Origin of the sequence: Maribacter flavus (assembly GCF_008386635.1) — a bacterium.
In the GTDB taxonomy this organism is placed as follows: Bacteria; Bacteroidota; Bacteroidia; order Flavobacteriales; family Flavobacteriaceae; genus Maribacter; species Maribacter flavus.
In genome coordinates, this window is sequence record NZ_VUOE01000004.1 from 1 (window position 1) to 11883 (window position 11883).

Sequence of the window (11883 nt, forward strand, 5' to 3'; positions counted from 1 at the left end):
CCTCCAATTGTGTCAACCATTCATCCGGAGAGGGGAAAAATCCTTCGCTGCCGGAATTTTGGGCCAGTTCCGTTTGGAATTTCTCCGCGCCAGGAAACGCCCATGGATTGTTTCTGGACGAATTTGGCCTGAACCCGGGGGTGTTTCCACCATCGCACATGTTCCGTATCCGCAGGGAGTCCTTTGGGAACCTCAATTGCATTTCGGTCTCAAAAAAACCGTAATTCAGCATTCTGGAACCTAGGTTGTTGCCAATAAGAACGATACTGCTTTTAGGATTTATTTCGACTAAAGGCTCTTTCTGGTTTTTACAGGCGGCAAGGAAAATCAATAAAAAAACTAACGGGTAGGTAAACTGGCGTTTCATTCGTTGAATATAAGTGCAATTAAATATAGTCATTATGTTGAACTACCTCAAAAAGAACAACAACTAACAGTTGCGTCTAGAAACAAATAGACCTGACAGGTTTTTAAAACCTATCAGGTCCAGTTTTTTAATTTTTAGTCTTGTTTCAAGGTCGGCACTGGATGAATTAAAAATCCCGGTAATCCCCTGCCAAATATTGATTGGCCTCCTCTTCCGCGAATTTTGCGTTTTGGGCATCCCAATGTAGGGTTTGGTTGGGAAACCTTCCGGCAATCACGCCCAATAGTATGGTTTCCGTAAGCCTTGAGGCATAGGAAAATGGAGCGCTACATTCCGCATCGCCCAAACAGGCATCCACGAATTGGTGGTAATGTTTTGGCCCCTCCGAAGCATAATCCCTAATGGGTTTCCCCATGTTGTTCGCTTGCTCCACTTGCGCAATTTCCTCGGAAATATCCACATATTCCCCATCTACTATTTTTTGTGGAAGCTGCATGAAGTGCGGCAATAGGAGTCGGCCCTTATCGCCAACGAACATAGCCCCCTGCTCAGGGAGTTGTCCCGCTTCGGCAATTCCGGCATCCAAGGAAATTTTATTTTCTTCGGATTCTTCTTGGTTCGCATTGGAACTTTCTCCCGTATTCGCAACGCTATTCGGTAGTTTTAGGTCCTCGTGCATTTCCGGTGCTCCAGGTCCGTCATACCATATCCATTTTAAGGATTCCGCCGTATGTTTGGTGCCGGGGAATTCGTAGGTAACGATATTTTTTTCAGGAAACCCAAAACCGTTCGGTTCCCTACATTCATTTCTGATGGTTCTGGGAACGCCCAATTCCAGTGCGTTATATGGGGTATCAAAAATGTGAACACCCATATCGCCCAAGGTTCCACACCCATAGTCTACCAACTTTCTCCAGTTTCCGGGGTGATAGACTCCTTCCTTATAAGGCCTTTCTGCCGATGTTCCCAGCCAAAGGTTCCAGTTGAGCCTTTCGGGTACCGGGTCAGAACCTTCGGGTTCCGGTCCGTCATATCCCCAGTTTTTGGGCGACCAGGCATGTACCGTATGAACCTTTCCAATGATGCCCGACTGTATCAAAAGCGTAGCCAGTTTATAATCGTAAAAGGTATGTACCTGTATTCCCATTTGAGTGACAAGGCCTTTTTCGGCTGCCAATTTATTCATCGCCCTGGCTTCGGAAACATAATGGGTCAAGGGTTTTTGGCAATATACGGCCTTATCCATGTTCATGGCCATCATGGATGCGGGTGCATGGGTATGGTCTGGCGTACTTACGATTACGGCATCTATCTCATCACCAATTTCTTCCAGCATGACCCTATAATCCGTATAGGTCTTTGCATTGGGATGCAGTTTTTTGGCTGCTTCCAGATTGTTGGCATCCACATCGCAGAGCGCGGTAACATCCACTTTGGGGTGCGAGGAAATATCCCTCAAATCCTCTCCTCCCATATTGCCGACACCTATATGCGCGGTTCTGAGTCGGGTTAATGGAGTTTTTACCACCTCTTTTTGTTCTTCCTTGCAGGCGATTAAAATTGATGGCATGATAGCCGTGGAGGAGGCCAGTATAGCCGATTTTTTTAAAAATTCCCTTTTTTTCATTTTGTTGGTCTATAATTTTTTGATTTTGATATTTCGAAACCAGATCGGACTGGAATGGTCTTGAAGACCGATATATCCCGTTTTGTATTTTCCGTAGTCCTTGCTATTTTTCCATTTGTCCGAATTCTTGCGTTCGTACCAATCTTCGGACCATGGAACGAAGGACAATACCATTTGGCCGTTCAGCCAGTGCTCCACTTTTTCCGGGGTGAAGACAATTTTGGTAGCGTTCCATTCCCCTACCGGATGCAGTATTTTTTTGCTAGCATCTGCGGCGTGCATGGCATAGTCCGAAGCTGTTTGTTGTAGCGGCTTTAGTTCTTCCGGTTTTTCCGTGTAGCCCAGGCTCTTGTTGTATTCGGTAAGGTCGTGGATTTTGGCGTAGTTTTCATCATCGATCAATTGATATTCCGGAGCAACTTCCGGGGGACCGCCATAGCCTTCCTTTAGGTGGTAAAAAATTCCGCTATTACCGCCTTCCGGTAACTTCCATTCTAGATACAGTTCAAAATTTTCGAACTCTTCCGCACCATAAATTATATCCTTTCCCCCAGTGTAATCCTGTTCCAATCCCAATTCCGTATCAAAAGTGAGTGCGCCATCCTTCGCGATCCAGCCTGGTGGGAGTTCCTCCCCGTTATAGGCCCGCCATCCTTCGGTACTTTCACCATCGAACAGTACAATCCATTCGTCCGATGTTTCCTTTTCAACGGTTTCCTTGGGGCTGTCATCTTTTTTATCGGTTTTACAGGAGATGATTAAAATAAAAAGCAGTGGGAGAAACTTGAGCTTAGTCATTTTTGGTTTTGTAAGTTATTTGGTTTGATTGGTAATTTAATAAAAAAAGGATAGCGATACTGACTTTTGTCAATATCGCTATCCTAAAATTTATGAATTCTATGTTCTTACCTATGTATCGTTTGGGTCCTGTCCGGTCCCACTGAAACGATCTTAATTGGTACTTCCAATTCTTTTTCCAAAAATGAGATGTATTCTTTTAATGCTTTAGGGAATTGCTCTTCTGTTTCCATTTTGGTTAAATCCTCTGCCCAACCGTCCATTTCAGTGTAAATAGGCTTCACGTTTTCGGCTTCAATATTGAATGGAAGATGCTCGATTTTTTTTCCTTTGTAATTGTAGGCGGTGCATACCTTTAGTTTTTCGAATCCGCTAAGGACATCCCCCTTCATCATCATCAACTCCGTAACACCGTTAATTCGAACGGCATATTTAAGGGCCACCAAATCCAACCATCCACACCTTCTAGGCCTTCCCGTAGTTGCCCCAAATTCATTACCGACCCGTCCCATGGTTTCACCAACTTCATCGAACAGTTCCGTTGGGAAGGGGCCACTGCCTACCCTTGTGGTATAGGCCTTGAAAATTCCCTTTACCTCCTGGATTTGGTTTGGCGCTATTCCCAATCCTGTACAGGCTCCTGCCGCCGTGGTGTTGGAAGAAGTTACAAAGGGATAGGTTCCAAAGTCAATGTCCAGCAAGGACCCTTGAGCGCCTTCGGCCAATATTTTTTTACCCGCTATTTGAGCTTGGTACAGATATTCCTCACTATCAATGAAGGTCAGTTCCTTAAGTTCCTTGACCGCCATAAAAAATTCTGCTTCCAACTCTGCCAGGTCATATTGAATGTCCACATCGTAGAAATTGATCATGGCCTCGTGTTTGTTGGCCAAGCTACGGTATTTTTCCTTCCAATCGTCCAGTTCCAAATCGCCAACGCGCATACCGTTCCTGCCCGTTTTGTCCATATACGTAGGACCGATTCCCTTCAAGGTAGAGCCAATTTTGGCCTTGCCTTTGGCCGCTTCGGACGCGGCGTCCAACAAGCGGTGCGTAGGTAATATTAAATGGGCCTTTCTGGAAATCAACAGGATGGTCCTTATGTCCAGGTTGAACTTTTTTAGGTTGTCCAATTCCTTTTTAAAGATGACAGGGTCAATGACGACGCCGTTTCCAACCACATTTATGGCATTTTCATGGAAAATTCCGGAAGGGATGGTATGTAGAACGTGCTTGATACCGTCGAATTCCAAGGTGTGTCCGGCATTGGGACCTCCTTGAAATCGGGCGATTATGTCATAATTTTTTGTGAGTACATCAACGATTTTTCCTTTTCCTTCGTCCCCCCATTGTAGGCCCAACAATAAATCTACTGCCATTTAAATTAAACTTGCTTGGTTAGTTATTTGTGTTTTCTGAATTATTTTTTACTCCGTAAAAATAGAGCGAATGTGTATTTATCTTGATGTCGAATACTTCCTCTATCGTTTTTTTGATGGACTGGATCCGGGGATCGCAAAACTCCATGACTTCGCCCGTATCCGTTAGTATTACGTGATCGTGCTGCCGGTCAAAATAGGACTTTTCGTATTGTGCCTGGTTTTTTCCAAATTGGTGTTTGCGCACCAATTTACAGTCCAATAAAAGCTCGATGGTATTGTATAAAGTGGCCCTACTAACACGATAGTTTTTGTTCTTCATTTTTATATAGAGCGATTCAATGTCAAAATGATCATCGCTATCATAAATTTCTTGAAGGATCGCGTAGCGTTCAGGCGTTTTTCTATGTCCGTTTTCCTCCAAAAAAGTGGTAAAGACGTTTTTCACTATTTCCTGATTCTTCTCGGAAGCCATACAAATTGTGTTAATGTACAAAGGTACAGTTAAATTTTTATTCCTTTCTAAGGGCCTGTTCAAGAATTTATCAAATGTTATCCATGCCCTTGTAAGCGGTCAAAATCGAAATCCAATGGGCTAAAATGCTCTTTTCCGACTATGCAAAATAGGGTGTCAAATTCCAAATTTAGAATGACTGTAAAACACTATAGTCTGGTTACTTTATCTATACCATTTATTTGCTGGAGGTTCTCGGTAAGCTTGTTCAGGATACCCTTGTTTTTTACGACTACGGTAATTCTTCCGGTGAAGGTGCCGCCGTCTGTGCTAAAGTTGAGGTTGCGCATGTTTACGTGCATGTTGTCCGATATTACTTCGGTAATCTCACTGACCAGTCCAAGATTGTCGATGCCGGTTAGCTGAATATCGGCCTTGAATTCTTCCTGCGTGGAATCTACCCATTTCGCGCTGATGATGCGGTAGGCATAATTCGACTGTAAGGAAATGGCATTGGGGCAATTCTTTTTATGCACTTTGATGCCTTCGGATACGCTCACAAACCCAAAAACGTCGTCACCGGGAATGGGGTTGCAGCATTGTGACAGCTTGTAATCCAATTTTTCCTCTTCCTTGCCAAAGACCAAAAGATCGTATTTGGAGGTGATCTCCTCCTTGTCGATATCCTCCGGTGCCGGCGTCCTTCTAATCCTGTTTTTGAAGAAACTGATAAAGGCATTGCTGTAGGAAGATGCAAAATCACGAATCATTTTATTGTCTATGGAACCGATACCCACCCTGTAGAACAGGTCCAAACTCGTCTTCAGCTTGAAAAAAGTCACCATCTTATTGATGGAATCCTCGTTCAAGGTAATTTTTTGCGACTTTAATTTTCTTCGGAGTATCTCCTTTCCTTCCTCCGCAACTGATTTTTTCTCTTCCCGTAAAACCGATTTGATCTTTGCCCTGGCCCTCGCAGTGGTGGCGTAATCCAACCAGTTCTGGTTGGGTTTCGCTTGTTCCGATGTAATGATTTCTACTTGGTCTCCACTATGCAGCGTCGTATTTAGCGGTACCAATTTACCATTGACTTTGGCACCACGGGTGCGCATGCCCACTTCTGTGTGGATGTTGAAAGAAAAGTCCAGCGGTGTCGCTCCTTTTGGGAGCGATTTTAATTCGCCTTTTGGGGTAAATACAAAGATTTCTTTGGAGTAAAGGTTCAGTTTGAACTCCTCCACAAAATCGACCGCGTTTGAATTGGAATTTTCCAAGGCCTCCTGAAGTTTGTTCAGCCAGACCTCGATTCCCTGTTCCTTTTGGTCGCCGTGCTTGTACTTGAAATGTGCGGCATACCCTTTTTCGGCAATCTCGTGCATGCGCTCGCTTCGTATCTGTACTTCTACCCATTTTCCTTTAGGCCCCATCACGGTGATGTGCAAAGCTTCATAACCTGTTGATTTTGGAGAGGATATCCAATCCCGCAAGCGAACCGGGTTGGGTGTAAAATGATCGGTTACGATGGAGTATATCTTCCAGGCCAAAAACTTTTCGTTCTTGGCATCGGATTTATAAATGATACGGATGGCGAACTTGTCATAGATTTCATCAAAACCTACATTTTGGGTCTTCATTTTACGCCGCATGGAGAAAATGGATTTCATACGGCCTTTGATGTAATAATTGAGCCCTTCCTGTTTCAGGGAATTGTCTATGATATCAGAAAAGGCATTTATGTACGCTTGTTGCTCCTCTTTGCTTTCCTCTATTTTACTTTTGATATCATAATAAACCTCAGGTTCCGTATACTTTAGACTCAGGTCCTCCAGTTCCGTTTTGATGTTGTAAAGCCCAATTCTATGCGCCAAAGGGGCATAGATGTACAAGGTTTCGGAAGCTATCTTCACCTGTTTATGCTCCGGCATGGAATCCATGGTGAGCATGTTATGGTAGCGATCGGCGATCTTTATGATGATGACCCTAACGTCGTCGTTCAAGGTCAATAACATTTTTCTAAAATTCTCCGCTTGTTGGGAGATATTCATATCCTTTTTAAGATGGGATATTTTTGTAAGTCCGTCCACAATACGTGCCACCGTTTCCCCGAACATCCTGTCAATATCGTCCAGTGTGTACGGTGTGTCCTCCACAACGTCGTGCAACAGGGCTGAGGCAATACTTACCGCATCCAAACCAATTTCCGAAGCAACGATTTTGGCCACGGCAATGGGGTGAAACACATAAGCTTCCCCGGATTTTCTCCGCTGCTCTTTATGCGCATCTACCGCAACTTCAAAGGCGCTCCGTATTAGTTTCTTATCGTCATCCGTTAAGGTTTGGTAACTGATACGAAGAAGTTCCTTGTACTCCTGTGCGATTAATTTGTTCTCTTGTTCTAATGCAGCCTGTGTCATACTTGATTAAAATTAGCACAATCCTAGCTGTTAGACAACAAAAATTATGCCTTTAAATTTCGGATTCTTTCTACCAAGGGAGGATGTGAATAGTGGACAAAAACATAGGTAGGATGGGGGGTAAGGTTGCTCAAGCTATTTTTTGAAAGTTTCTTTAGGGACGTTATCAAGGGAGGTGCGGCGAAGGTGTTTTTTGCAAAATCGTCCGCCTGATATTCGAATTTCCGAGAAAAATAATTCATCAAAAGACCGGTAAGTTCAGATATAGGGCTGTACAGGATTCCAAAACCGATAAGCGCCGCGTGAAAACTGGGTCGGTCAACCCCAACGGCCAAGGAAATACTAGGGTTGTTTATGAATAATGAAAGGATAAAGAGCATAAAGCCCGTAAGTAAAACCGATGTTATCAAATTAAAGATGATGTGGTTCTTTTTGTAATGCCCAATTTCATGTGCCAAAACGGCCACAATCTCGTCCTCTTCCAAATCATTGATGAGGGTGTCGTAGAGTGTTACCCTTTTTTCCTTTCCAAACCCGGAAAAATAGGCGTTCGCCTTGGTCGACCTTTTTGATCCATTGATCACGAAAATATTTTTAAGCTCGAAGCCCACCTTGCTAGCATATGCCTCTATTTTTTCCTTTAACGAACCGGTCTCCAGGGGTTCCTGTTTGTTGAACAATGGAACGATCAATTTGCTGTAAAACAAATTCATGAATAGGGTAAAGACCGCGATCAATGCCCAGGTGTAAAGCCAAAAGCCTTTGCCGGCGAACTGAAAAAACCAAATGACCAGGGATAAAAGAATGCCGCCAATGACAATTGTCATTAACCAACTTTTAAGCTTGTCCAAAAGAAAGGTTTTCACCGTTGTTTTGTTAAAACCGAACTTCTCCTCGATCACGAAAGTTTGGTAATAATATAGGGGCGTAGCCAGAAAATCACTGCCGATCATAATGAATCCAAAGAACAGCAGGGCCTGTAGGATTTGATTGTTGGTAAGATCCCTAACGATGGTATCCACAAAACCGAAACCTCCAAAAACCAAAAAGCCTACGATCAATACGAGTGAAAAAACTGAGGTTACGATGCCAAACCTGTAATTGGCCAATTTATATTCCTGTGATTTTTTGTACTCTTCCGGATTGTAGACATCATGTACATCCGCCGGTATGGGATCCCTAAATTTCTTGGCATTGAGGTAGTTTAATATTGTGGTAAGGACAAATTCCCCTAAGAGAATTCCCAGAATACAATAAAAAACAACGGTGTGGTCCATAAAGACTTTTGAGATTAACGAACGAATTTCGGTTTTGTTATTCCAATCGCTGACGTTTCGCCTCAAAGATAAGTATTGCCGCGGATACCGAAACATTCATGGAATCGATGGCGCCTTCCATGGGAATGATAATGTTTTGAGTGGAATTTGAAAGCCATTCATCACTGAGTCCGCTATGCTCCGTACCTACAACAATGGCTGTGGGCCCTTTGTAGTCAATCCCCGTGTAAGGTTTGGAAGCGGAAAGTGCGGCACAATATAGGGCAATGCCATTTTCCTTTAAAATAGAAATAATCGAGGAAGTATCAGCCATAAAAATCTTTCTTGAAAAAACACATCCTACACTTGACCGAATGATATTCGGATTGTAAAGATCCGTTTTAGGATTAGCGATAAAGACGGCATCCAGGTTTGCGGCGTCGGCCGTTCTTAAGAGAGCCCCAATATTCCCTGGTTTTTCTGGGGCCTCGGCTACAAGGATCAAGGGGTTTTTGGTTTGAAACGAAACCCCTTCCATGTTGTGGTTCTTGGCTTCGGCTATGGCGATAACGCCTTCCGTCGTATTTCTATGCGCCAATTTTCCATAAACATCGGGACTAACCGAAATCAAAGCGGTATTCGCATTTTCTATGAATGCATCCATATCCTCTTTTGAGATTAGTTCCGTACAGAACAATAAGGTGTCAATGGTATAGTTTCCATGGATTGCGAGTTCAATTTCCTTTCTTCCTTCCAGAACGAAAAGTCCGGATTTCTTGCGTTCCCTGGATTTTTCCTTTAGTAAAAGGGCCTTTTTTATCAGAGGGTTTTGTAGGCTGCTAATGTGTTTTATGTCCTTCATTGGCAACAAAAATAATTTAATCTGTTAACTAAACATGGTATGACCGACCAACTTAAAAACTAATTCCTGAAAAATGATAAAACAGTTATTACCAATCTGTATGCTTCTTTTGCTGATGGGCTGTAAAGAGGCTGCCAAAGAGAAGAATACCAATGAAACCATAGGTAAAACTACCGAGACAAGTAACGTAGTAAGCAGGTATCCGGAAGCGCAAAGGCGCATATTTGATGCCCATGGGACGTACGGGGCATGGAAGGAATACAAAACGCTTTCCTATGAAATAGGGAAAGAAAAAACCAATGAAATCCATGTTGTGGATCTACCTAAAAGAATGGATTTGGTTACCATGGGTACTGTTCAAATGGGATTCGATGGTACCAGGGTTTGGCTGGCTGACCCGGAAAGAAACTATCAAGGAGATCCCGTATTTTACCACAACCTTATGTTCTATTTTTATGCAATGCCCTTTGTTTTGGGCGATGAAGGTATAAACTATGGGGATACGGCGGATTTACTAGTGGATGGCAAATCCTTTCCCGGGATAAGCGTCACCTATGATTCAGGTGTAGGTACGTCACCCAAGGACGAGTATTACCTTCATTACGACCCGGAGACTTTTCAAATGGCTTGGTTGGGCTATACGGTGACCTATAGAACGGGTGAGGATTCGGATACTATAAAATGGATTCGGTATGATGACTGGCAGAAAGTGGGCGACCTTGTTTTGCCTAAATCGATTTCTTGGGTTGCCTATGAAGGCAGGGAGATGGGCGAAATACGAAATACCGTGCAGTTTGAAAATGTGGAATTAAGTAAGGAATCCAAGCCCAATGAATATTATGCAAAGCCCGAAGCCGGGGTTTTTGTCGAAGGAAAATCCCAAGATTGATTTTGTATTTTTCAAACTTAATGAAAGGTTAAATAGGTCTTTGATTCGTTAGGTTCTTCCAGAATAATAAGTAATTTAGAGGTTCAGGTAAAATGGGCATGCCCATTGCACAAATTGGGTCAAATGGATTTACTTTTTTTTGGAATTGCAAAGGATATTGTTGGTACATCCCAACTGGATATGTTTTTTGGGGAAGACTCCCCTAATTCGGTGGCGGAGCTAAAACAAGCCTTAAAAAAAAGATATCCCGAATTTTCAAAGTTGACCTCCTTGGCAATTGCCGTGAACAGCGAATATGCATCCGATGATGTTCAGCTTAAAGCAAATGATGAGGTGGCGATAATTCCGCCCGTAAGTGGAGGCTAATGAATAAGATCATAGAAATAGTACAAGATCTGGATACCAACAAAGTGTATCAGGAATTATCCCATCCAAGCAGTGGTGGCATCTGCGTCTTTGTAGGTTCAGTCAGGGAGTTTACCAATAACGAGCAAGTGATGGCCCTAGAGTTTGAGACCTATGAGACCATGGCTTTGAAAGAGATGGACAAATTGGCGGATACCGCCTTGGAAAAATGGAAGTTGAACAAAGTGGTCATAAAACATGCGGTCGGCAAGAAGGAGGTCCAAGATGCGGTGGTCATTGTGGGAGCCTCATCGGCACACAGGTCGGAATGCTTTGAAGCATGTCGGTTCTTAATAGACACCTTGAAGGAAACGGTACCCATTTGGAAAAAGGAACTGTTCAAAAATAAATCGGTCTGGGTTTCTGCCCACCCATGAAAAGGAAGAGAAACCAACCCACTGGCGGCTATTTTGCATTGGCAACGCTAAAGCGTATATTGAAAGAATATGTTGATAGACAATCATAATAGAACAATAAATTACCTAAGATTGGCGGTTACGGACCGTTGTAATCTAAGGTGTAACTATTGCATGCCCGCGGAAGGCATCAATTTTGCCAAAAACGATAAACTGCTCACCATTGAAGAATTGAAAACCCTAAGCGGTATTTTGGTAGGTCAGGGAATCGATAAAATCAGGATAACCGGGGGCGAACCCTTTGTACGAAAGGATTTGATGGAATTGCTAAGATACTTGGCAAAGTTGGATGGTTTGAAGGATATTTCGGCAACCACGAACGCAACCTTGATAGGGCCGTATATCGATGAGCTAAAATCCTTGGGCATCAAAAATATCAATGTGAGCCTAGATGCCATCAATAAAGCAACTTTTGAGAGAATCACTCGCAGGGACCAATACGATACGGTCCATAACAACCTGATTCGTTTGATCAGTGAAGGATTCAATGTGCGTATAAATTTTATCGCCCTTGACGGACAAAATACCCAGGACATTCTGCCCATTTTGGAGCTGGCGAAGCACTATCCGGTATCGGTTCGGTTTTTGGAGGAAATGCCCTTTAACGGTGGTTCAAAAACCTTCCAAAAAATTGCTTGGGATTATAAAAAAATCTTGGAGCACATTAGGGAAGCACATCCCGATTTCTACAAACTGGAATCACCAAGCACTTCCACTTCCATAAATTATAAGATACCCGGTCATATGGGAACTTTTGGGGTGATACCTTCGTTTAGCAGGACTTTCTGCGGTACCTGTAACCGACTTAGGGTTTCGGCCACGGGCGATGTTATTACCTGTTTGTATGCAAAACCCAGCGCAAACCTAAGGGACATTATGAGGAGTGAAAATGCGAAATCCAAAGTGGAAGAACAAATTTTGATAGCTGTTGGCAGTAGGGCAAAAACCGGTTTCGAGGCCCAAGAAAAATATCGGGATGTCTTTTCCAATTCCATGACATCGATTGGAGGGTAGGC

Annotated in this window: 11 protein-coding genes and 1 pseudogene; 4 read left to right on the plus strand and 8 right to left on the minus strand. The window is 43.2% G+C overall.

What is annotated here, in order from left to right; all coding sequences use genetic code 11:
• The 8 genes and pseudogenes from F0361_RS17915 to F0361_RS17950 all read right to left on the minus strand — a co-directional run.
• Positions 1-367: pseudogene (locus tag F0361_RS17915) on the minus strand (PVC-type heme-binding CxxCH protein); the annotation flags it as partial.
• Between the two features lie 166 nt (positions 368-533).
• Positions 534-1994 (minus strand): Gfo/Idh/MocA family protein, encoded by a 1461-nt coding sequence (locus tag F0361_RS17920; protein ID WP_154920777.1) that lies wholly within the window; start codon positions 1992-1994, stop codon positions 534-536.
• A gap of 9 nt (positions 1995-2003) precedes the next feature.
• Positions 2004-2792: a 3-keto-disaccharide hydrolase gene (locus F0361_RS17925; RefSeq protein WP_154920778.1), complete on the minus strand. Its 789-nt coding sequence runs from the start codon at positions 2790-2792 to the stop codon at positions 2004-2006.
• Between the two features lie 107 nt (positions 2793-2899).
• Entirely contained in the window at positions 2900-4171 is a 1272-nt protein-coding gene (locus F0361_RS17930) for an adenylosuccinate synthase (protein WP_154920779.1), read from the minus strand.
• A gap of 19 nt (positions 4172-4190) precedes the next feature.
• A complete protein-coding gene (locus F0361_RS17935; RefSeq protein WP_154920780.1) occupies positions 4191-4646 on the minus strand; it encodes a Fur family transcriptional regulator in 456 nt (151 codons plus the stop codon).
• A gap of 188 nt (positions 4647-4834) precedes the next feature.
• Positions 4835-7039 carry a RelA/SpoT family protein gene (locus F0361_RS17940; protein ID WP_154920781.1) on the minus strand — a complete coding sequence of 735 codons (2205 nt, stop codon included), beginning with the start codon at positions 7037-7039 and terminating at the stop codon, positions 4835-4837.
• A gap of 44 nt (positions 7040-7083) precedes the next feature.
• Positions 7084-8316 carry a M48 family metallopeptidase gene (locus tag F0361_RS17945; RefSeq protein WP_154920782.1) on the minus strand — a complete coding sequence of 411 codons (1233 nt, stop codon included), beginning with the start codon at positions 8314-8316 and terminating at the stop codon, positions 7084-7086.
• Between the two features lie 37 nt (positions 8317-8353).
• On the minus strand, positions 8354-9157 hold the full coding sequence (locus F0361_RS17950) for a TrmH family RNA methyltransferase (RefSeq protein ID WP_154920783.1): 804 nt from the start codon (positions 9155-9157) through the stop codon (positions 8354-8356).
• Between the two features lie 73 nt (positions 9158-9230).
• Between F0361_RS17950 and F0361_RS17955 the strand changes: the two genes are divergently transcribed.
• From F0361_RS17955 to moaA, 4 genes are all read left to right on the plus strand, one after another.
• A complete protein-coding gene (locus F0361_RS17955) occupies positions 9231-10046 on the plus strand; it encodes a DUF6503 family protein (RefSeq protein WP_154920784.1) in 816 nt (271 codons plus the stop codon).
• 123 nt (positions 10047-10169) lie between these two features.
• Positions 10170-10412 carry a MoaD/ThiS family protein gene (locus F0361_RS17960; protein ID WP_154920785.1) on the plus strand — a complete coding sequence of 81 codons (243 nt, stop codon included), beginning with the start codon at positions 10170-10172 and terminating at the stop codon, positions 10410-10412.
• On the plus strand, positions 10412-10828 hold the full coding sequence (locus F0361_RS17965) for a molybdenum cofactor biosynthesis protein MoaE (RefSeq protein ID WP_154920786.1): 417 nt from the start codon (positions 10412-10414) through the stop codon (positions 10826-10828). Before F0361_RS17960 ends, F0361_RS17965 begins: the two co-directional genes overlap by 1 nt.
• A 69-nt stretch (positions 10829-10897) precedes the next feature.
• Positions 10898-11881: a GTP 3',8-cyclase MoaA gene (gene moaA / locus F0361_RS17970; RefSeq protein WP_154920787.1), complete on the plus strand. Its 984-nt coding sequence runs from the start codon at positions 10898-10900 to the stop codon at positions 11879-11881.
• Positions 11882-11883: the final 2 nt, after the last annotated feature.

Excerpts from the sequence above, each read along its gene's own strand:
- F0361_RS17920 (WP_154920777.1), bottom strand. The coding sequence starts at position 1,994 with ATGAAAAAAAGGGAATTTTTAAAAAAATCGGCTATACTGGCCTCCTCC.
- F0361_RS17925 (WP_154920778.1), bottom strand. The coding sequence starts at position 2,792 with ATGACTAAGCTCAAGTTTCTCCCACTGCTTTTTATTTTAATCATCTCC.
- F0361_RS17930 (WP_154920779.1), bottom strand. The coding sequence starts at position 4,171 with ATGGCAGTAGATTTATTGTTGGGCCTACAATGGGGGGACGAAGGAAAA.
- F0361_RS17935 (WP_154920780.1), bottom strand. The coding sequence starts at position 4,646 with ATGGCTTCCGAGAAGAATCAGGAAATAGTGAAAAACGTCTTTACCACT.
- F0361_RS17940 (WP_154920781.1), bottom strand. The coding sequence starts at position 7,039 with ATGACACAGGCTGCATTAGAACAAGAGAACAAATTAATCGCACAGGAG.
- F0361_RS17945 (WP_154920782.1), bottom strand. The coding sequence starts at position 8,316 with ATGGACCACACCGTTGTTTTTTATTGTATTCTGGGAATTCTCTTAGGG.
- F0361_RS17950 (WP_154920783.1), bottom strand. The coding sequence starts at position 9,157 with ATGAAGGACATAAAACACATTAGCAGCCTACAAAACCCTCTGATAAAA.
- F0361_RS17955 (WP_154920784.1), top strand. The coding sequence starts at position 9,231 with ATGATAAAACAGTTATTACCAATCTGTATGCTTCTTTTGCTGATGGGC.
- F0361_RS17960 (WP_154920785.1), top strand. The coding sequence starts at position 10,170 with ATGGATTTACTTTTTTTTGGAATTGCAAAGGATATTGTTGGTACATCC.
- F0361_RS17965 (WP_154920786.1), top strand. The coding sequence starts at position 10,412 with ATGAATAAGATCATAGAAATAGTACAAGATCTGGATACCAACAAAGTG.
- moaA (WP_154920787.1), top strand. The coding sequence starts at position 10,898 with ATGTTGATAGACAATCATAATAGAACAATAAATTACCTAAGATTGGCG.